Source organism: Roseibium sp. RKSG952, from assembly GCF_009711355.1.
The window spans coordinates 1-21,064 of record NZ_SMMF01000946.1 but is presented as its reverse complement, the minus strand read 5'-3'; the positions used below and the strand labels follow the sequence as shown (position 1 = coordinate 21,064).

20 protein-coding genes and 1 pseudogene are annotated in these 21,064 nt (G+C 56.8%); 7 read left to right on the top strand and 14 right to left on the bottom strand.

Annotated features, from left to right (window positions below):
• Positions 1-38: 38 nt before the first annotated feature.
• Positions 39-992 carry a LysR family transcriptional regulator gene (locus E1297_RS30555; RefSeq protein WP_155144773.1) on the bottom strand — a complete coding sequence of 318 codons (954 nt, stop codon included), beginning with the start codon at positions 990-992 and terminating at the stop codon, positions 39-41.
• 96 nt (positions 993-1,088) lie between these two features.
• Here E1297_RS30555 and E1297_RS30550 point away from each other — a divergent pair, with 96 nt between their 5' ends.
• Complete coding sequence (locus E1297_RS30550) at positions 1,089-1,283, top strand: hypothetical protein (RefSeq protein WP_155144772.1); 195 nt, start codon at positions 1,089-1,091, stop codon at positions 1,281-1,283.
• A 32-nt stretch (positions 1,284-1,315) separates the two neighbouring features.
• Here E1297_RS30550 and E1297_RS30545 read toward each other — a convergent pair whose 3' ends face one another.
• From E1297_RS30545 to E1297_RS30535, 3 genes are all read right to left on the bottom strand, one after another.
• Positions 1,316-3,235: an ABC transporter ATP-binding protein/permease gene (locus E1297_RS30545; RefSeq protein WP_368669749.1), complete on the bottom strand. Its 1,920-nt coding sequence runs from the start codon at positions 3,233-3,235 to the stop codon at positions 1,316-1,318.
• A 68-nt stretch (positions 3,236-3,303) separates the two neighbouring features.
• Complete coding sequence (locus E1297_RS30540) at positions 3,304-3,693, bottom strand: helix-turn-helix transcriptional regulator (protein WP_155144770.1); 390 nt, start codon at positions 3,691-3,693, stop codon at positions 3,304-3,306.
• 116 nt (positions 3,694-3,809) lie between these two features.
• A complete protein-coding gene (locus tag E1297_RS30535; protein ID WP_155144769.1) occupies positions 3,810-5,228 on the bottom strand; it encodes a LysM peptidoglycan-binding domain-containing protein in 1,419 nt (472 codons plus the stop codon).
• Between the two features lie 213 nt (positions 5,229-5,441).
• Between E1297_RS30535 and E1297_RS30530 the strand changes: the two genes are divergently transcribed.
• Positions 5,442-6,065: a TIGR00730 family Rossman fold protein gene (locus tag E1297_RS30530; RefSeq protein ID WP_155144768.1), complete on the top strand. Its 624-nt coding sequence runs from the start codon at positions 5,442-5,444 to the stop codon at positions 6,063-6,065.
• Positions 6,066-6,100: 35 nt separating this feature from the next.
• Here E1297_RS30530 and rarD (E1297_RS30525) read toward each other — a convergent pair whose 3' ends face one another.
• The 6 genes from rarD (E1297_RS30525) to cysS all read right to left on the bottom strand — a co-directional run bounded on the left by rarD (E1297_RS30525) (position 6,101) and on the right by cysS (position 12,563).
• Entirely contained in the window at positions 6,101-7,054 is a 954-nt protein-coding gene (rarD, locus tag E1297_RS30525; protein WP_155144767.1) for an EamA family transporter RarD, read from the bottom strand.
• Between the two features lie 398 nt (positions 7,055-7,452).
• Positions 7,453-8,379 (bottom strand): EamA family transporter RarD, encoded by a 927-nt coding sequence (gene rarD / locus E1297_RS30520; protein ID WP_155144766.1) that lies wholly within the window; start codon positions 8,377-8,379, stop codon positions 7,453-7,455.
• A gap of 47 nt (positions 8,380-8,426) precedes the next feature.
• Positions 8,427-10,031 (bottom strand): citramalate synthase, encoded by a 1,605-nt coding sequence (gene cimA, locus E1297_RS30515; protein WP_155144765.1) that lies wholly within the window; start codon positions 10,029-10,031, stop codon positions 8,427-8,429.
• Positions 10,028-10,516, bottom strand: coding sequence for a GFA family protein (locus E1297_RS30510; protein WP_155144764.1), 489 nt, complete (start codon positions 10,514-10,516; stop codon positions 10,028-10,030). The genes cimA and E1297_RS30510 overlap by 4 nt, the downstream gene beginning before the upstream one ends.
• A gap of 26 nt (positions 10,517-10,542) precedes the next feature.
• Positions 10,543-11,019: a GFA family protein gene (locus E1297_RS30505; RefSeq protein ID WP_155144763.1), complete on the bottom strand. Its 477-nt coding sequence runs from the start codon at positions 11,017-11,019 to the stop codon at positions 10,543-10,545.
• A 116-nt stretch (positions 11,020-11,135) separates the two neighbouring features.
• Positions 11,136-12,563 (bottom strand): cysteine--tRNA ligase, encoded by a 1,428-nt coding sequence (gene cysS, locus E1297_RS30500; RefSeq protein WP_155144762.1) that lies wholly within the window; start codon positions 12,561-12,563, stop codon positions 11,136-11,138.
• Positions 12,564-13,004: 441 nt separating this feature from the next.
• Here cysS and E1297_RS30495 point away from each other — a divergent pair, with 441 nt between their 5' ends.
• The 4 genes from E1297_RS30495 (at position 13,005) to E1297_RS30480 (ending at position 16,390) form a co-directional block, all read left to right on the top strand.
• The gene (locus E1297_RS30495; protein WP_155144761.1) at positions 13,005-13,700 is read left to right on the top strand and encodes a phosphatase PAP2 family protein; all 696 of its coding nucleotides are present in this window, start codon (positions 13,005-13,007) and stop codon (positions 13,698-13,700) included.
• A 208-nt stretch (positions 13,701-13,908) separates the two neighbouring features.
• Complete coding sequence (locus tag E1297_RS30490; RefSeq protein WP_209016092.1) at positions 13,909-15,570, top strand: murein L,D-transpeptidase; 1,662 nt, start codon at positions 13,909-13,911, stop codon at positions 15,568-15,570.
• A 138-nt stretch (positions 15,571-15,708) separates the two neighbouring features.
• A complete protein-coding gene (locus E1297_RS30485; protein WP_155144760.1) occupies positions 15,709-15,897 on the top strand; it encodes a sugar transporter in 189 nt (62 codons plus the stop codon).
• Positions 15,898-16,042: 145 nt separating this feature from the next.
• The gene (locus E1297_RS30480; protein WP_209016091.1) at positions 16,043-16,390 is read left to right on the top strand and encodes a helix-turn-helix transcriptional regulator; all 348 of its coding nucleotides are present in this window, start codon (positions 16,043-16,045) and stop codon (positions 16,388-16,390) included.
• A gap of 50 nt (positions 16,391-16,440) precedes the next feature.
• Here E1297_RS30480 and E1297_RS30475 read toward each other — a convergent pair whose 3' ends face one another.
• The 3 genes and pseudogenes from E1297_RS30475 to E1297_RS30465 form a co-directional block, all read right to left on the bottom strand.
• Positions 16,441-16,953, bottom strand: coding sequence for a CreA family protein (locus E1297_RS30475; protein WP_155144759.1), 513 nt, complete (start codon positions 16,951-16,953; stop codon positions 16,441-16,443).
• 579 nt (positions 16,954-17,532) lie between these two features.
• A pseudogene (locus E1297_RS30470) lies at positions 17,533-18,480 on the bottom strand (MBL fold metallo-hydrolase); the annotation flags it as partial.
• Between the two features lie 49 nt (positions 18,481-18,529).
• Positions 18,530-18,820 carry a hypothetical protein gene (locus E1297_RS30465; RefSeq protein ID WP_155144758.1) on the bottom strand — a complete coding sequence of 97 codons (291 nt, stop codon included), beginning with the start codon at positions 18,818-18,820 and terminating at the stop codon, positions 18,530-18,532.
• 34 nt (positions 18,821-18,854) lie between these two features.
• Here E1297_RS30465 and E1297_RS30460 point away from each other — a divergent pair, with 34 nt between their 5' ends.
• Positions 18,855-19,379 carry a MarR family winged helix-turn-helix transcriptional regulator gene (locus tag E1297_RS30460; RefSeq protein WP_244327946.1) on the top strand — a complete coding sequence of 175 codons (525 nt, stop codon included), beginning with the start codon at positions 18,855-18,857 and terminating at the stop codon, positions 19,377-19,379.
• Positions 19,380-19,442: 63 nt separating this feature from the next.
• Here the strand turns inward: E1297_RS30460 and gltX are convergent, their stop codons facing one another.
• Positions 19,443-20,807 (bottom strand): glutamate--tRNA ligase, encoded by a 1,365-nt coding sequence (gltX, locus tag E1297_RS30455; protein ID WP_155144757.1) that lies wholly within the window; start codon positions 20,805-20,807, stop codon positions 19,443-19,445.
• Positions 20,808-21,064 lie beyond the last annotated feature (257 nt).

The window sequence follows — 21,064 nt, the reverse complement described above, 5'->3', positions numbered from 1 at the left end:
TCGGTTTCGGCAATGAAATGAAGCGGTTTCGAGACGGCCTACATAAGTATGCCCTTTTGTCTCAGGATTTCCGCGTGGTCTGCATAGAGTTTATCAAGATCAAATTCCCAGTAGGCGGGCCGTCCATATTTGTTCAGCAGAAAATCGATCAGAACCCTGGTTTTCGGCGGCGTGAAATTTCCCGGTGGCGAGACCGCCCAGACGGCTCCGGTACGCGCGACCGGATACTCCGGCAGGATCGCAATCAACCGCCCGTCGCGCAGCTCTTCCCAGATATGGGCCCCGGACTTCACCGCAATCCCGAGCCCCTGCAAGGCAGCGTCACTTGAATATCCACCGCTGTCGCCGGCGATATAAGGCGTCACCTGTTGGGCAATTTCGCCATTTGGGCCTTCAAAGTACCAAACCGGGATCTGGCTGATCCCGATACAGTCGTGATTGGCCAGATCTGCCGGTGTCTTCGGGACGCCCTTGCGCGCCAGATAGTCCGGGGAAGCACACAAGACACGCTGGTTTGCGCCGAGCCGCCGCGCCTTCAATGACGAATCCGGCAATGGCGCCCCGCGAAAGGCGAGATCATAGCCCTCCTCGACGATATCAACGATACGATCACTGAAACTGAGTTCGAACCGGATATCGGGATAAAGCTCCATGAACTCGTTCAAAAAGGGCAGAACATGCTTGTGGCCGAAAAACACATTGCAGGAGATTTTCAACAATCCACGCGGCGCATCGCGGCCGGCCTCCAGAGCAGCCAGACCCGCATCCAGGGTTGAGAGCGCGGCGGTTGTGCTCTCGAGCAAGACTTGCCCGGCTTCGGTCAATGCAGCACTTCTGGTGGTACGGAACACAAGCTGCGCTCCGACCGCCTTTTCAAGAGACGTCAACCGGGCGCTGGAGGCCGAGGGCGAAAGACCGATTTCCTTGCCAGCCGCCGACAGGCTGCCAAGTGCGGCCACTCTTGTGAAAAACCGAAGATCATCGACACGCATTATTCGAAATTATCGAAAGACGTCTTCGATACAAGACCAATTCTTCCAACATCTGAAAAAAGCGATGGTGCAGACATCCAATGAGGAGACAGCACCATGCACAATATCGAGCCCTCACTCACCCCAGAACTGATCCGGTCCTACGACGCCCGCGCCCGCACATTACGAAGCAGAGCCTTCCTGTCGCTGTTCAGGATCAGAAAACCCGGCAGAAAACAGGGGAACGCTGCCGTCCCATGTCTGCCCGCAAACGATCCGGGCCCTGCCAATGCCAGCTGTGATGCGGCATAAGACAGGCGTCACTCCAGATCCTGCAAAGACCTTCAGACTAGGCTTTCTTCAGCCTTGGCGCCACGCCGGACGAACCCTTTTTCATCCTGTTCTGTTGCTGCCCGCAAGCGCTCTTCCGCCTCGTCCGCCTCGCGCTGGCGGGCCCACATGGATGCATAAAGACCACCCTTGTCCAGAAGCTCGGCATGGGTTCCCCTCTCGGCAATATGTCCCGCCTCCAGAACTATGATCTGATCTGCGTTCACGACCGTCGACAACCGGTGCGCGATCACAAGCGTTGTCCGGTTTTTCGACACCTGATCAAGGGCAGTCTGGATCTCGCGCTCCGTGTGGGTGTCCAGAGCCGAGGTCGCCTCGTCGAGAATCAGAATCGGAGGTGCTTTCAGGATCGTTCGCGCGATGGCCACCCGTTGCTTTTCGCCGCCGGACAGCTTCAGCCCGCGTTCGCCAACTTCCGTGTCATAACCTTCCGGCAGATGCTCGATGAACGCATGGATTTGCGCCATCCTTGCGGCTTCACGCACCTCCTCGTCCGTCGCATCCGGACGGCCGTAGCGAATATTGTAGGCAATCGTGTCGTTAAACAGAACCGTGTCCTGCGGAACCATCCCGATGCAGTGGCGGACGCTTTCCTGCGTCACATCGCGGACGTCCTGACCGTCAATCAGCACCGCGCCACCGGTCACGTCGTAAAACCGGAACAACAGCCGGGAGATGGTTGATTTCCCGGCTCCCGACGGCCCGACAATCGCAACCGTCTTGCCCGCAGGCACCTCAAAATCAATTCCCTTCAGGATGGGCCGTTCGGGATTGTAGTGAAACCGGACGTCCTGAAAATGAAGAGAACCCTCAACCGCCCGCAGCGCCGGCGCACCGGGTTTGTCCTGAATTTCGGCGGGCACATGCAGGATATCGAACATGGACTCGATGTCGGCAAGCCCCTGGCGCACCTCCCGGTAGATGAAACCGATAAAATTGAGCGGGATCGACATCTGCATCAATAGAGCATTGATCAGGACAAAATCGCCGATGGTCTGGGTTCCAGCCATAACGGCACGGGCCGACAACACCATGCAGGCCGCCATGCCGATACCGAGGATCACCGTCTGGCCGAGGTTCAACCACGCGAGTGATGTCCAGGTACGCGTGGCTGCACTTTCATACTTCGCCATGGAGCGGTCGAACCGCGCCGCTTCCATCTTCTCATTGCCAAAGTATTTGACTGTCTCGAAATTCAGCAGACTGTCGATGGCCTTGGAATTGGCCTCCGTATCGCTGTCATTCATTTCCCGGCGAATGCCGATCCGCCAGTTCGACGCCTTGATGGTGAACCACACATAGGCAACGATCATCAGTGCGACGATGCCGAGATAGCCAAAACCGAACTGATACCAGATCACGACGGCCATGATGGCGAATTCGAGTATGGTCGGAATGCCGTTCAAGATGGTGAAGCGGACAATCGACTCGATCCCTTTCACACCACGCTCGATCACCCGGCTCAGGCCACCTGTTCGCCGTCCAAGGTGAAAGCGAAGCGACAGGGCGTGCAGATGGCGGAAGGTGATGTTGCCAAGTTGCCGGACGGCATATTGCCCCACACGGGCAAACATCGCATCACGCAGCTGATTGAAGGCGACCGCCAAAACCCGTGCCGCATTGTAGGCAAGCACAAGCATGATCGGAGCAACCAGAAAGGCCGGGAGTGTCGAGGTCTCGCCGGTCAACGCATCCGACGCCCAGGCAAAGAAATAGGGCGACAAGACCGTAACGATCTTGGCGATGACCAGAATAACCATCGCCAGAACCACCCGCCGCTTCAAATCCGGGCGCTTCGTTGGCCAGATAAAGGGCCAGAGATTTTTGAGCGTCTCGAAAGTCGTCCCCTCGTCCGCGCTGACCGGCTTTCTGTTCCCGGGCGTTTCGGCATTCTTCCCGGAACTTTCTGCCACGCGGGCGCTGCCTTGCGCATAGGTGTGGTTTGTCAAAAAACTACTCCTTGTGGAAACACCTGATAATTTCAGTCAGGGTTTCCGGTTTTCTCGGCCAGACTTTCGCGCGGTGCTTCATCGCACAATCGGGAAAGGAACGCGTCTGACGCTTGTGCGGCGCGAACCAAAGTCGTCTTGTCCAGCGCATAATGACAGGTCCGGCCCTGCACCTTGCAGGCCAGAATACCGGCCTCTTTCAGCACCTGCAGGTGCTGTGAAACCGTCGACTGGGCCAGAGGCATGCAATCGACGATCTGGCCGCAACAAGCCCCGTTTTGCCGCGCGAGCTTTTCCAGAATCATCAGCCGTGCCGGATGACCAAGTGCGCGGTAGACTTTAGCAAGCCCGCATTGGCGTTCTTCATCGGCGGTGTAGGGTCCACCAGAACACTCGATTTCGGGTTGTTTTTCCGTATCCATGAACCAAGCATCCTGAAACGCGTTTCATCGTAAATATGCGATGGAATGCCTGTTCGGCAAGCCCCAACAAAAAAAGCGGGCAAGCCGCCCGCCTTTTTCCATCCGGTTTATCCGCGTCATTGCGCCGGGACTGCTTCCCAGCCGAGATCGCCATGCGGCGTCAAAAACACCTGACCCGGATAAATCAGGTCCGGGTTGCGGATCTGATGCTGGTTAGCCTGGTAAATGGTGGTGTAGCGCACTCCACTGCCATAAAGCCGCCGGGAGATCTTCCAAAGATGGTCGCCTTCCCGGATGATCACCATCGGCAACGGGTTTTCGACCGTATCAGCATGATGGCCGTCGCCTGCCGCCCCGCTTGCAGATACCTTGGTCAGAATAATCTGCTGGTCCGCTTCCTTTGCAAAGGTGACGGCAGCCCGTGCCTCAACGTTATCCGTGCCCTTTTCGACAAGATCCACCCGGATTTCAACGTTGCCCGCGCCCACTTCACGGTCTTCTTCCAAAAGCCACCGGCCGGAACCGGAGACATTTGCCTGCCCCGCAAACTCATCTCCGACATAGACATTGACCGATGTACCTGGTTCCCCGGTTCCAGCCACATACATCTTGCCTGCTTCGGTCTCGACCGCCTCCACGGTCACAGACGGTGTATCTCTTTCAGAATCAGATGTTGGCGTGCCTTCGGTTTCTGCTGAGGCAGCTGCATCCGTTTGCGCATCTGTAGCGGAGCCGGTAGCCCGGCCTGCAGTTTCGGAAAGGCTTTGCCCGCCAGCCTGTGTGATGCCGCCGGGTTGAGTATCCGCAGACGCTGCCGACACATCGCCGGTTTGTTGCCCGGCGGCCGTTTGCTCCGAACCGGTTGGCGTTTCGCCGGCCACAGCGGAAGCGTCAGCCACCCGTTGTCCGGCCGGCATCTGAAGGATGTTTGACGGCTGTTCCGGCGCATTCAAAACCACAAGAGGCTGCTCTTTCCCGTCTTCGGGGACCGAAACAACCACACGCTGCGGGCTTTCCGACTTGGTTTGGCCGTCTTCATTCAGGACTGACAGGCCAACATCGTAGTTTCCAGGCGCCAATGGCTGGTCCAGAACAATGGTCCACTCACCGCGGGCATTGGCAATGGTCTTGCCGACCACTTCGCCATTTGCCGTCAGTGCGACAATTGCTCCCGCATCCGAGCGCCCTGCCACAACGGTGTCGCCCGTCGGCTCGACACCGACAACATCAAAGCGCAAATCCGGCTCTGCGTTGCCGGCGTCAGCTGCCCCCTGCCCGTCATTGGACTTCGGCGGCTGAGTGTCTTGCGGTTCGGAGGAGACCACAGTTTCAGGCCCGGTTGCCACCGATATTCCCGCCGCATCAGAATCCGCCTGCACGCCCGCCCCGGACCCGGCATTTTCGGAGGCCACCTGTTCTTTTACCGGCGCAAGACCGTCACGCTGGCGGTTTTCGAAAACACCCGCCGTGATCATGGCGGCAATCCCGACGACAAACGCCAACCCTACTGCCCAAGTCAGTGTTTTTCTTGTCATTTCAATCCTGCCCCGGAAACCGGCCCAACTTCCGGCCTCGCGGTCTGTTCAACACTGCAAGCTCTTCTGCACGTTTAAAGAGCTTTTGATTTAGATCCCTTACCGAAGCATGAATAAACGGCTTTTCAGTTTGCAGCAAGAAAACAGCATATTGCCGAATTCTGGAACACTACCGAACTTGACCTGATGCGGGACCGATGCAAAACATGCTGCATGACCAGTCTGAATTCCAATCAAATCAAAAGCGTTTGTGTCTATTGCGGTGCGGGCCTCGGGTCCGATCCGTCCTATGAGGCTGCCGCAAGACTTCTCGGCCAACGTCTGGCGTCTGAAAACATTCGTCTGATCTACGGCGGCGCCTCCATCGGCCTGATGGGCACGGTGGCCGAGGCGACCCTTGAGGCAGGTGGTCAGGTGACGGGCATCATCCCCCATTTCCTGAAGGAACGCGAGGTCATGCTGGCTTCGCTCAAGGACTTGGTCATTACCAGGGACATGCACGAGCGCAAGCAGTTGATGTTTGAGAAGTCGGACGGGTTCATCGCGCTTCCCGGCGGGATCGGAACGCTCGAGGAAGCCGTCGAAATGATGACCTGGGGCCAGCTTGGCCAGCACCGCAAGCCGATCGTACTTGCAAATATCAACGGGTTCTGGTCGCCGCTTCTGGAATTGCTCGATCACATGCGCGCTCAAGGGTTCATACGGCCGGAAACCGAAGTCCCCTATCTGGTTGCCAGAAGCGTCGACGAGACAATCCCGCTTCTGACACAGGCCATCAGCTGCCCCGAAACGGACAGCGCTCCCGAATACGGCGTGGCGCCTGTTCAAGAACTCTAGGGGACATATACCAACCGCTCGTCAGCGCCCCCCGGTCAGGGGGAGGCGGTCCTGGACACAGTTCCCTGCACCGTTTTGAAGCGCCGCCAGCTGTCAAAACTGAAGACGCCCAGCGCAATCCAGATGACCGAGAATGTCATCAGGGTCGCCGGTTTCAACGGCTCGCCCCAGACAAAAACTGCCATGATAAAGTGCAGGGACGGCGCAAGATATTGCATCAGTCCGATCATCACCATTGGAAGGCGCCGGGCGGCAGCAGAAAAGCAAACCAGCGGAAAAGCCGTCACGATACCGGTCCCCATCAGCGCGAGCAAAAGCAATGGGTCGGAGACCGATAGCGCATCAATGCCCCAGGACGCATTCAACGCCAGATAACCAACCGCCACAGGCAGCAGGAGCGAGGCTTCGACAAACAGACCCGGCGTTGCGCGCACCGGCGTGACTTTCCTGACATAGGCGTAGCCTGCAAAGGAAACCGCGAGGAATAGCGAGACCCAAGGCAAGCCCCCGGCCAAAATCGCCTGCACGGCAACCGCCATGCCAGCGAGCCCGACGGCGAGCCACTGGAGCGGCCGCAAATGCTCCCTCAGAACCACAAGGCCAACGAGAATGCTCACGAGCGGGTTCACGAAGTAACCGAGGGACACATCCAGAACCCTGTTGTTTTCGATCGCCCATACAAACACCAGCCAATTACCGCCGATCAACAATGCAGACGCGCAAAGCTGGGCCACCATGCGCGGTTGCTGCAGGATTTCGGCAATCTCATGTACTCTCTTTTTTGCGACAAGAAACAGACCGACAAACAGTACCGACCAGAGGATCCGATGCGACACCACAAGATCGGCAGGGACTGAGGAGGTCAGCTTGTAATAGGCCGGCAAAAAACCCCACATGCCGTAGGCCGCCAGCGCCAGCAGCAGGCCTGTTCTGAACTCATCGGACTGCGCACGATCAGCGGATACCGCTGCGCTTGTCGCTTCGGTCATGCATCATTCTTTCGGCAATGCGTTTGCAGGCGACAAAGTTCCGGCACAACGCGAGAGATGTCATTTTGTTCGAGACAGCTCAGACGGAAGCAGCTCCCGTTTGACCAACCCGATGCGCGATCCCCTGAAAGGCTCACTGGGCCCAACCTGCAAAATTCATCGTCAAAGCAAATCGGCCATCGTGAGCTGTACCACCGACCATGCAAGATGAAAAAGCTTTAATTCGATTCGCAAGATCCCATACTCAGCGCCGAGCATCCTTGAGGGAAATGCCTCTCCATCGAATTGCGCAGTCGGTTCCGGCAATTCCGGCCAAACTGGACAGTGGAAAAACGAGACAGCATGCATCGTCCAAGGTGCAAGCCGAGCGGAAGTCCCCGGCTTGATCCGGCGGACACCTACGTGCTGGTACCGGGGTTCGTCGGGCGCCCCCGTGCTGACCAGCTGCCATAGCTGAAGATGGCAAGGGATATCCAGATCAGCACAAATGAAATTTCGCGCGAGACAAGGAGCGGCTCGCCAAATACTGTCAGCCCAACCAGAAAATGGATGGATGGCTCGATGTTTTGGAGCATGCCGAGGCTGATCAACGGTATGCGCCGCGCCGCCGCTCCGAAACACAAAAGCGTCGTCATGGTCGCAAGACCGGTTCCTGCCAGAATGGCACCCAACAGCATGGACTGCCCAGACAATTCAACACCACCCCCGAGCCACAAACGCGTCCCGATGAACCCGAGCGCTATCGGCGAAAGCATCAACAATTCAATAAGGATCGCAGGCGCTGCGCGTACAGGAACTTTTTTCCTGACCAGTGCATATCCGGAAAACGACAGGCCAAGATAGACAGACACCCACGGCAGACGGCCTGCCCCGGCTGTTTCCAGAACAAAGGCAAACACGGTCAATCCGGCTGCAATCCACTGGATCCTTGTCAGTCTCTCTCCGAGAAAAAACCGCCCGAGCAATATGTTGAACAAGGGGTTCGCAAAATATCCAAGCGAAACATCAAGCACCCGATTGTGCTCTATCGCCCAGACATAGACAAGCCAGTTGCTCCCGATCAGCAAGGCAGAACCAAAAAGCAGAAATTGGTTTCTGGTCGCTCTTAGCGCTTGAAGCACCTCTTGCAATCGTCCGGAAAGCACAAGCCAACAACCAAGAAAGACCGCCGCCCAGAGGACCCGGTTGGCAACGACCATATATATGGAGGCGGCATCCGCGAGCCGGTAGTAAACCGGCAGCAAACCCCACATGACAAATGCCAAAACGGCCAATGTGACGCCAAGGCGCACTTCACGCCCGTCAGAATAACTTTCCGGAACCATGGGGTTGATCAATCCAGGGAATTGACGTCACCCATGGTGAAAAAAGATCAGGGCGCGTCTGCTTTCAACAGAGCGTATGTAATGGAGTCAGTGAGTGCTTGAAAGGAGGCGTCGACAATATTGCTCGACACGCCGACCGTGAACCAGCGTTTGTGGGTCCGTGAATCGTGGCTCTCGATCAGGACGCGCGTCACTGCTGCAGTGCCACCATTCAATATGCGCACCTTATAATCGACCAGTTCCAGCCCCGCTATGGCCGACTGGTATTTGCCAAGGTCCTTGCGCAGGGCGACATCCAACGCGTTGACCGGACCATTTCCCTCCGCAACAGACATGCGCGTTTCGCCGTCAATAACCACCTTGACCACTGCTTCCGACACAGAGACCAGTTGCCCAATGGCATTATAGCGCCGCTCAACCATCACCCGGAAAGACTGAACTTCATAGAAGCTCGGAACTCCCCCCAAGGCACGCCTGGCCAACAACTCGAAAGACGCATCAGCTGCCTCATAGGCATAGCCCTCGGCCTCCCGTTGCTTCACATCTGCAAGCAAACCGTCGAGACGCGGATCGGACTTGTCGACGTCTACGCCGAGCCGGGCCAGCTCACCGAGCAGATTGCTCTTGCCTGCCTGATCCGACACAAGAACCCGGCGTTTATTGCCAACCGATTCCGGCGCAACATGTTCGTAGGTTTGCGGGTCCTTCAGGATCGCGGACGCGTGGATGCCCGCCTTGGTCGCAAAGGCTGTTTCACCGACATAAGGCGCATGACGGTCAGGGGAGACGTTGAGAATTTCATCGAACGTCCGCGAAATCGCGGACAGCTCACCCAGTTGCTCTTCGGTAACCCCGAGCTCGAAGCGCTCACCATATTGCGGTTTCAGCATAAGGGTCGGGATCAACGTCACCAGATTGGCATTGCCACACCGTTCCCCGATCCCATTCAACGTTCCCTGGATCTGGCGTACACCGGCGTCCACGGCGGCCAGCGCATTTGCGACCGCATGTCCCGTATCATCGTGGGTGTGGATGCCCAAGTGATCGCCCGGCACCACCTTTTGAATCGCGCCGGCGATCGCCTTGACCTCGTCCGGCAACGTGCCGCCATTCGTGTCGCACAAGACAACCCAGCGTGCGCCTGCATCGTATGCGGCTTTGGCGCAGGCGAGTGCATAGTCCGGATTGGCCTTGTAACCGTCGAAGAAATGTTCGCAGTCGATCATCGCTTCCCGGCCTGCCGCGACAGCCGCCTTCACACTATCGGTGATCGATTCAAGGTTTTCATCATTTGTGCAGCCCAGCGCGACCCGGACGTGGTAGTCCCAGGACTTCGCAACAAAACAGATCGCATCGGACTGCGCAGCCAATAACCCCTGAAGCCCTGGATCATTCGAGGCGGACCGGCCCGCCCGCTTGGTCATCCCGAAGGCTGTAAATGTTGCGGATTGGGTCCGCTTCTTGGAAAAGAACTCGGTATCCGTCGGATTGGCTCCCGGATATCCGCCTTCGACATAATCAACCCCCAGCCGCTCGAGCAGCCCTGCAATCACGATCTTTTCGGTGACCGAAAAATCAACACCGCTGGTTTGCGCCCCATCGCGCAAGGTCGTGTCAAAGAGGTACAGTCGTTCTTTTTTGTTTTGGCTCATTCTTTTCGATCCGGGGTAAATTCGGCCGGGGGCCAGATTTCAGTGTCGTGGTCCGGGTGCTGATAGGATATCAGCCCCTCATAATACTTGTCCGCCAGCACGTCTTCATCTGTCGTGCACGCCGGTATGCCGGGCAATTCGGGACACCACGACAGGCGCCCCTCGGTTCCCGCCTGAATTGTCGGCGGTGCAAGCTCCGGATTGTCCAGAGACGCAATCACGATCAGGCGCTTGTCGAAATGGTCATATGTCAGGGACGTTCCACACTCCCGGCAAAACCCGCGCTTGACCTTGTTGGAACTCCAGAAATACGCAGGCGTTCCGCGTGTCCACTCGATTTCCTCATATCGTGCCTGCGCCGTTATGAAACTCCCGATTGCCTTCTGGCACATCCGGCAATAGCAGATGGCAGCGCGGCCCAGACCGCTCAACTTGTACCGAACCGCACCGCATTGGCATCCGCCTGACAACACCTTCCTGTCCATCGTCTCTACTCCGGAGTACTAGCAAGTTAATTGCCCTGACCTCTTCCGGGAGGCCAAGTGTCGGTGTCATGGTCCGGATGCTGATAGGAGACAATACCGGCATAAAAACCGCCGTTGTCATCAGTGCTGGAACGCTCCGGCAATTTCGGCATGGATGGACACCAATCGAGACGTCCTTCCATACCCACCTGTATCGCGGGAGGTGTTCCATTCGGGTCATCGAGCGTTGCGATGGCGACTTCTACCGCTCCGCCTTCGGGTTCGTAGGTCAAAGGTGTCCCGCACGCGCAGCAAAACCCGCGGCGTACCTTGTTCGAACTATGATAGTGCCTGGGTGCTCCACGGGTCCATTGAAGGTCATGGCCTGTGACAAGGGGCCCGAACGCATTGCCGAACGCCTTCTGACACATGCGGCAATGGCAAATCGAAGCCCGTCCGAACTGACCGACCCTATACCTTACCGCGCCACACTGACATCCTCCCGAAAAAACCCGATTGCTCATGACTTTCCTCCATCGTCGAGACGAAACCGAAAGTTTCCGGCAATCGCCTTGCGCTGAATTTGGCGCTGCAAACCGCCGGCCGAGTGCGAAACCCGACCGGCGTTACAGATGGTCCCCTACCGCTTCACATCCCATGTCGTGATCCGCTCCCCGGTCTCGGGGTCCTTGCCATCCTTCAGCTGAATCCCATCCGCGGTCAGCTCGTCGCGGATAGCGTCAGCCTCTGTGAAGTTTCTCGTCTTGAGATGCTCCAGCCGCATGGCAACACGGGCGTCAATCGATGCCTTGTCCAGACCCGAGGTATCCACCATGACCGGTTTCAAACCCAACAGCGCGGCACTTGCAGAGTATTCCTCAAGGCTGGCGTCTCCCTTGCCGGCAGCTATCGCCAAGGCATGAAGCGCCTGGATCGCGACAGCTGTATTCAGATCATCAAGCAAGGGTTCAACAACAGATGCGGCGGGCGCAACATCGGTCGCAACAACATCCGGCCATTTTGCCAGCAGCCGTTCCGCCTCTTCCAGCTTGCGCACGGAAAAATCGATCGGCTCGCGATAATGCGACATCAGCATGGCGAGACGCAGCACTTCGCCCGGCCATTTCCGGCCACCGAAATTCTCCGTTTCCAGAAGCTCGTGGATGGTGAAGAAGTTGCCCTCGGATTTGGACATCTTCCTTCCCTCGATCTGAACGAAGCCATTATGCAACCAGACATTTGCCATACGGTCTGTTCCGTGCGAGCAGCATGACTGGGCAATTTCGTTTTCGTGGTGCGGAAAGATCAGGTCGAGCCCGCCCCCGTGAATATCGAACACCTTGCCAAGATGAAACGCGCTCATCACGGAGCATTCAATGTGCCAGCCCGGACGCCCCCGGCCCCACGGGCTGTCCCAGCCCGGCTCTTCGTCGGATGAGAGTTTCCAAAGGACAAAATCCCCCGGATTTTTCTTGTGAGCGTCAACCGCGACCCTGGCACCGGCTTTCTGCTCGTCCAGATTGCGCTTAGACAACCCACCATAGGCGGCCATGGAGCCAACATCAAACAGCACCTCGCCCCCAGCCGGATAGGCATGGCCACGGGTGATCAGGTTGCCGATCATCTCGATCATGCCCGGAATGTGATCGGTCGCCCGGGGTTCATGGGTCGGCGCAAGATTGCCGAGCGACAAGACGTCCTTGTGATATTGATCCGCCGTCGTTTTCGTAACCTTCGCAATAGCCTCATTCAGCGGCAGCTCGGGAAAGTCCCGCAGCGCACGTGCGTTGATCTTGTCATCCACATCCGTGATGTTTCGCACATATGTGACGTGCTCCGCGCCATAGAGCTCTCTGAGCACGCGAAACAGGACATCAAACACGATTGCCGGGCGCGCATTCCCGATATGCGCAAAGTCGTAAACGGTCGGACCACAGACATACAGGCGCACGTTTTCGTCATTGATCGCAAGAAACTCCTCTTTCTTGCGGGTCAATGTATTGGTCAGCCGCAAGCCCTTGAAGCTTCCGGTAATCGCTGTCTCTGAAACGGTTTCAGGCGCGCGCATGTCAAACAGTCTCCTGGCCGGCTGGCCGGGCGATCCGTCTCAAGGTGTTGCGCAAGAAGGAACGGCCACAGCCAGCGGTGTCGCTAGCTGCAAATAATGGTGATCGAAATGATGTTCCGTGTGGCCGTCATCATGGCTGCCGTTATGACCCGCTTTTGATTTCGCGGTCAAGGCCACAATTGATCCACAAATGGAGGGCCTAGGGAATTAAGTGACTATTCGGCGGACGAAGAGGTCCGCAGAGCTCCTTTTGGAAGCCTGTGCTCCTAATCAATGCACGACCGCCAACTTTCGTAGCGCACAGAGTTCGCTCGCCTGATATTTCTGCACAAATATAAGCGCTCAATTCTTCGAAAACGCCCCTCACTCCCAAACCAACCACAAAAAGACCACAGTACCCCTGAAATGCCACCGCCGCCTCAAAAATGACATGGAGCCAAAATGTTCAAGCGCGCGGTCCTTCCCTTTCTGCTAATCGTCACCATCGCCTTTTCCGGAGCCCTGCAGGCAAAGGATATTCCCGCACACAATGGGCTTTCGATCGAAGCTGTTGACGGAGCCCAATTGATAGGTCCACCACCTGAAAACGGGTCGGTCGAAGATCAGGCAGATCTTGCAGTCGTGCTTTGGATGCAAAGGACAAGGACAACAGAGCAAATCGCATTTGCAATTGAAACCGCCGATTTCTCATTGGAGACCTTCGCACCAATCCTGTCCGAAGAGTTGCTGAGCGTAAACGGCGCAGCGTTGCAAGGCCTTGTTGATGCCGCGTGGAAAGACATTTATCCGCATTATCGCAGCGTGAAAGACACCTACGCCCGCCCGCGGCCTTTCCTGCGAAGCCCGTCGGTTCATCCTCTCGTAGAGCCCAGCAAGAGTCCAAGTTATCCCAGCGGCCATTCAACACACGCCATGTTTTATGGGCAGGTTCTTGCAGACATTTTCCCGGACCGCGCGGAGGAACTCGTTGCGTTTGCCGAAAAGCTCGGCCACGCAAGAGTGGTTGCCGGCGTTCACTACCCAAGCGACGTCATTGCCGGCCAAAAACTGGGTAAAGCCTACGCGAAAGCAATCAAACATGATCCTGGGTATGCTGAGGGTCTGAGCAGAGTTTTTGCTTCAGACATCGCGAATTAAAGGCCCCACTTGCGATAATTTCGATACTTGTCGCCTCGCCCGCATTCAGCTCTTTGGATGCGGGTTTTTCTGCTGTCAACAACGCACAAAAACGAAGCAAAAACACCATGACCAATCAACTTGGGTAATGAACCCGCTTTCGCAACTGGACAGCGCCAATGACTTGGATACGCTAAGTCACCCAAGGGAATCATCGGGAGGGTGATAAATGCGCGTGGTGACCAGACTTGCGGCTGCCGGGATGAGCGTGGGGCTTTGCTTTTACGGCCTCTCCATACCGGCATCTGCGCAGGCGACAGCTCCAGCCGGAAGTGCATTGCCTTCGGCAACTGGCACACATCAGCCCAAGACCCCGATCGCGGCGGCCGTCAGGGACACACTGCCCGAGACAATCGATGAAAGCCTGCTGAACTTCTATGTCAGCCGCAACTATGATCCGGTCTGGCTCAGCCCGAACGGCTTGACCGAAAACGCAAGACTGACGCTGGAAGCCTTTGCGGACGCCAATGTCCATGCACTCAACCCGCAAAACTACGACCCGATAGGGCTTTCTGAACGGGCAAGAACCGCAAAAACAGCCGCCGACTGGGCGACACTCGATATCGATCTCAGCATACAGTTCCTGCGTTATGCGACCCACCTGTCTTCAGGACGCGTCCAGCCGAACAAGATCAACAAGGCATTGAACCTATTTCCGGACAGGCCAGTCGCCGCGGAGCTGTTCTCCAATGCAGAAGCTGCCATCGACTACAGCGCATTTCTGACGAGCCTCGCACCGCAGACCCCCAATTACAGACGCCTTCAGTTACGCCTGCAGGATTACCGCGGCAAGGCAGCTGCCGGCGGCTTTACTCTTGTCCCGGATGGCGACGTTCTCAAACCCGGAATGAGCGACCCCCGGCTTGACATATTACGCCAGCGCTTGACAGAAGAGGACTACTTGCTTGCCGGCGGCCACACCGGAGACATTTATGACGGCAGCCTCTATGACGGCAGCCTCGTGGAAGCGGTCGAAACCTTCCAGTCCTATCACGGGCTTGAAACAGACGGCGTAATTGGCCCCGCCACCCTTGCCGCATTGAATACCCCGATCCGGGACAAGCTGATCCAGATGGAACTGAACATGGAGCGGCGGCGCTGGATGCCGGACTACTTCGGCGACACCTACGTGTTCGTTAACCTGGCCGACCAGAACCTTAAAGTCGTCAAGGGCGACCAGACCTGGCACACCGCCCCTGTTGTTGTGGGGAAGCCCTATCATGCGACCCCGGTCTTTTCCAACGAGATGTCCTATGTGGAAGTCAATCCGTACTGGAATGTGCCGCGGTCAATCGCCACCAACGAATACCTGCCCTCCCTTCAAAGGAATCCGTCCTCGCTCTCCGGCAAGGGCATCCGCGTGTTCCAGAACGGTGCCGAGATCGCACCGGCACAGGTCGCGTGGAACAGCTATTCGAAATCGAACTTTCCTTTCCGTTTGCGTCAGGATCCCGGCAACGGAAATGCGCTCGGCCGGATCAAGTTCATGTTCCCGAACAAGTTCAACATCTACATTCACGACACACCGGCCAAATCCCTGTTCAATCGGGCGCAACGCGATTTCAGCCACGGCTGCATCCGGGTTTCTGATCCATTTGCGCTCGGGGATGTGCTGCTGGCCAGCCAGGGCTATGACCGCGCAAAGCTGGAGAGCTTGCGCGACAGCGGTCAACGGCATGTCATCACGCTTGATCAGAAAATTCCGGTGCATCTGACCTATCTGACCGCATGGATGAACAAGGACGGCTCCACGCACTTTCGGGAAGATATCTACGGACGCGATGAAGTCCTGCAAAACGCACTTGCCAAAGCCATGACAGAAAATTATTAAATCTTATATATTTCAATACTCTACCAAGAATTAATAATGCTGAACGCGACCTGAACGCGCCACTCACCAAGGGTTCAAGCGCCCGCCACTAAGGTTTCCTCAATGACGCTTAACCGCCGTCCTTGAGGAGACCGTCCCATGTTGAACCGCCTGTTTGTCCTCGCCTTCCTGCTTGCATTGTTCGCCGCTCCGATTGGCGGTCTTGTGACCTTTGCCCTTGGCGCAGGCGCTACCCAATCCGAACTCCAGCAAAAAACAATGTGCCTCACCACCGGAATCGGTTGCGGATCGGGGTATGTCATTCTGCCAGCTGTCGGGCGTCTGTAACAATTATTGTCGTATCTTCGGACCGATTGGTCGTTATCGATTATCGACACTGAAGGAGAAAGATATTAAACCAAACAATGATAATTCCGGTGGGAACAGTATCCAGCCGCAGGTGGGGCGGCCTATTTAAAGACGGCAATATAAAATGATGGATCAAAAAGCCCTTGAGGAAAAAGCGGAGAATGCCGCGCAGTTCCTTAAGATGCTCGCTTCTGCACCCCGGCTTCTGCTCATGTGTCAAATGTGGGACAGGGAATGCAGCGTCGGGGATCTCGCTGAAAAGACCGGCATGCGCATGCCGACGGTTTCTCAACAGCTTTCCCTGTTGCGCGCACAAGGTCTCGTCGTGACCCGCCGCGAAGGCACTACCATTTACTATCGTCTTGTCAGCGACGCGGCACATGACATCATGGCCGTGCTGTACAAGCACTTCTGCGACGATTCAGAGGTGAAGAGAGTTGAGCGGCTGGCTGCCACTCCGGTGGAAAGCTGACCCCGGCACCTGGAACATGGTGGCGCAGGTTCCAGGTACCAATCTTCAGGTCAGTCGATAAAGTCCGCACAATGCGGCGGGTCCAATTCGCCCCACCTCATGATCGGAACCGTCGATGTCGAGTTCTTCGGACTGCCCTCGACCAACTTGTCTGAATAGACCACGTAAACCAGCACATTACGCTTGGTATCGCAGCCCCGGACGATCCGCATTTTCTTGAAAAAGATAGACCGGCTCTGGCGGAACATTTCGTCGCCCTGATCAAAAGTGTCCTTGATCTTGATCGGCCCGACCTGCCGGCACGCCAGCGAAACGTCCGACACTTCTTCCGCAACCCCTATCCAACCGGAAATTCCGCCCTTCTCAGGTACGGTGAAGTAACAGGCCACACCATCAACCAGCGGATCGTCGATCGCATAAGTGGCCAGTTTGTGATCCGGGGTCAGGAACTTCCACACAGTGGATTTCTTGAAAATCAAATCCGGTTCTTCGGCGGCAGGTGCCGTTGAAACCAGGGCAACAAATGCTGCCACTGCAAGACCGGCACGAGCTAGAAATCGCATTACCTATCTCCCAAACAAACGGACCGCTCACATGCGGGTGAGCGGTCCAGCGATCTTCAAACTACCGTTCGTGCGGCTGCCTGCGCAAGCTCATACAACCGGGTCAGCCGTTTTCTTGTCCTGATCTTCTGTTTTGTCCTGCGGTTTTGACGGAGCCACTTCTCCGAGACTTTGGGCCATTTCCTTGCTCAAGGCGTCCTGTAGCTGCATTTCCAGTTCCTTGACAGAAATTTCAGGCTGTTTCGGCTTTGAAGTGTCCTCGTGCCTCTCAGACGTCTCGACTGCTTTTTCTCCGGGCTTGCTGCTATCCGAACGGCCTTGTGCGCCCGCATCGTTTTGAGCCGGAGTTTGAGATGCCTTGCCTTCCGGCTTCCGATCCTCGTCCCGAATGGTTTCAGGCGCACCCGTCGAAGCCTTGCCGCCGCCGTCCTTGCGCGCCTCGGATGCCGGATCCCCGTCCTTCGGCGCGTCCTGACCACCCTCTTTCGGTTCCGGACCTGCCTCATTTCCGTGGCCTTTCGGCTTGGGGTCCTGTTTTCCCTGTGCCGGTTCCTGTCCGGAGCCGGTCTGCTTCACCACCCCTTGAAGACTGCTCCAAAGCTCCTTGTCGCGCGCCGTCGTCCAGGCTTTCGGAAAATCAATGCCGGACGCTTCATCAAAAGCACGCGCGACATTGAACGGCAGGCAATGCTCATAAATCGCATAGGTCCCGAATTTCGGATCCATCACATCGCGCACCGCCAAAAACGTCTCTTTCAGGTTCAATCCGGCTTCAACAGAAGCCGCCGTGGCATCACGCAGGGTCTCAATGAAGTCACGTGTCAGTCTGATCGCCTCAATGACTTTTTCCGGTCCTACAAGCGCCGCGCCACGTCCCGGCATCAGAGCTTTTGGACGGAAGGCAGCAATTCGGTCGAGCGCGCGCGGCCAATCGGCCAAATGCGCATCTCCGCAATAGCAGGCAGATTTGTACTCCACCAAATCACCCGAATACATCACGCCGGAGCCCGGCACCCAGACGACCACGTCGCCCATCGTATGCCCCCGGCCCAAATGCATGATCCGCACTTCCAGATCACCGAGATTGACCGACATCGACGACGCAAAACTCATTGTCGGCCGGGTCAGGCCCGGAATGCTGGCAGCATCTTCGAACAAGCGCGGGAACCGTTCCTGTTCCGACTTCCGGTCTGCTTCCCCGCGTTCCTCGACCATTCGTTTCGTCAAATCCGAAGCAATGATTTCGCTGGCCCCATAGGCACTCGCACCCAGAGTACGCACCGCGTGATAGTGGGTGAGAACGACGTGCTTTATAGGCTTGTCAGAGACCTTCCGGATCTGCTCGATCACCTTTTCAGCCATGGCCGGTGTCGCTTGTGCGTCCACAACCATGATCGCATCACGGCCGATGATCACTCCGGTATTCGGATCCCCTTCGGCAGTAAAGGCATAACAACCTTTTCCGATATTCTGAAAGGTGATTTTCTTTTCGACCGTATCATCGGTTGATGCGAAACTTTTGCTCATGGCAGCACTCTTATGATTGTGTCAGGGCGTTTTAAAACCCGTAACATCGCTATCGATCGCAAATGATCAATTTTTCCCTAAGTTCCGGCGACGTTCTCAGCTTTTCACCGCGTTTCGCAAATTCACGCGCCTCAAAGCCCTGCACCATTCCGGTTTTCAACAGTTTGCTCAGGCCGCGGAAAAGAATACAAGATATAGACAATTTAGAGGCAAAACGCATCTCACGTGTTTTACCCAAAGTTCCGGCGTCTCTTTTTCTTGAGACAAAACCCGGGAATGCAGCCGGAACAACCACAATCATGCCAAGGAGCTTGGCAATTGGCAAACTGTCCAGCGGCATTCTTTACACAGGCGGCCCGGCGAGACGCACCATCATGACACATTCCCCCAAGCACCCCACCGGAACGGACCCAATGGCAGAACAGGCGGCCGGGATGCCTGACGTCCTCAGCCTCGAGACATTTCTTCCCTATCGACTGAACATCCTGGCGGAGCGCGTCAGCCTTTCCTTTTCCAAAATATATGCTCAACAGTTCGGGATCAGCGTTCCGGAATGGAGGGTGATGGCAATCATCGGTCAATACGGCACAGTGACTTCAAGGGAAATCGGCCGCCGAAGCCACATGCACAAGACCAAAGTCAGCCGCGCCGTAACCGCTCTCGAACGGCGGACCTTGATCCACCGGCAAAACAACCCAGGCGACCAGCGCGAAGTCTTTCTGCAACTGACCCGCAATGGCCGCGCCACCTATGAAGAACTCGTCCCGCAAGCCCTCGCTTTTTCCAATGAACTGATGAACAGCCTTGATGCGGCCCAGCGACAAGCACTGGACGGGATTTGCAACCAGCTCCTCGAAGCGGCTGACAAATTCAATCCAGACGCACCGGGGAGCGGCTGACCAAAAAACACTGCATCGGTCAGCCACAATTCGCGCTGGAAACGTCAAACCGCCAAGGTCAACTCAGGGCTGAAGACGCTGCAAAACGCTCTGACGGCCGATCAAAGGCAGAAGAACCTTCATGTCCGGGCCATGCTCCAGCCCCGTCAACGCCTTGCGCAACGGCATGAACAGGGCCTTGCCCTTCCGGCCGGTCCTGGCCTTGAGATCACCGGTCCATGCGGACCAGGTTTCTTCGGTGATATCCCCATCAGGCAGGGCTTCCCGGGCCGCTGCGATCAGATCCTGATCATCATCCCCGACAATGCCTTCAACAGGGCCTGTGACAATCTGCCAATAAACCTGCGCGTCAGCAACCTTGCCGCAGTTGCCGCGCACAGCAAGCCAGAACGCCTCGCCACCAACAATCCCGAGCCGCGTCAACCGTCCCGAAACAGCAGTATAGGGCATGTCGTGGACAAGACGCGCGTTCAGACCATTGACCTCTTCGGGATCAAACTTGGCCGAGGACCGGGACACGGAGGCAAGATCGAAAGCTTCCGCCAACGCCTCAAGATCCGCCATGGGTTCAACCGCATGGCTCGTGCCGGTCAATACGGCAAGAGATGCCACCGACATTGGCTCCAGCCCGGCATCGCGCAACGAGCCGATGGAGAGTGCACCCTTGCGTTTGGACAACCCCTCCCCGTCCCGGGTCGTCAGGAGATTGTGATGACCAAAGACCGGCGCTTTGGCTTCCAGCGCCTCGAATATCGCGATCTGGACACCCGTATTGGCGACATGATCCTCGCCGCGGATCACATGACTGACACCCATGTCGATGTCATCCACAATGGACGGCAGCGTGTAGAGATAGGTGCCGTCTTCACGGATCAGCACCGGGTCGGAAAGACTTGCCAGATCGACAGACTGCGCACCGCGGCACAAGTCCTCCCAGCTCACCTCGGTTCTTCGGGTGACGAAAGGGTCGCCATCATGATTGGGAAGCACAAACCGCCAATGCGGACGGCGCCCCTCCGCTTCAAATGCTGCCCGCTCGTCATTCGTAAGCTTCAGCCCGGCGCGGTCATAGACCGGTGGCCGCCCTAGCGCCCGCGCACGGGACCGGCGCCGGTCAAGCTCTTCAGGTGTTTCATAGCACGGGTAAAGAAGCCCAGCCGCCTTGAGCTTTTCAGCGGCCAGATCGTAGCTCTCGACACGAGCGGACTGGCGTTCGATCCGGTCCGGATTGATCCCGAGCCATTGCAGGTCTGTTGCAATGGCGTCGGCAAACTCGGCACGCGAACGCTCCGTATCGGTATCGTCGAAACGAAGAATGAACGTGCCGCCGGACTTTTTGGCGTAAAGCCAGTTGAACAAGGCGGTGCGGCTGTTGCCGATGTGAATATGGCCCGTCGGTGACGGCGCAAAGCGAACGGTTGTAGTCATGGCGCTGGGTTAGCCGCCCGCTCGTTCAACGGCAAGAGGGAACTGAAAAATTATCCTATGGAATGTACCGCCTGCGAGCCGAATTGGCAGACAAATGCAAAACCCCGCTGAACAACACGCAATAGGCTCCCATGGCAGCAACGAGATGATTATAGTTTACACCCAGATCAATCATCCAGAGGTACATCTTTATGGCGGGTGGCGATTGCGTTTGCCATCGGACCCATTCTGTCCTGCTTTAGTAATCCCCTGACAGT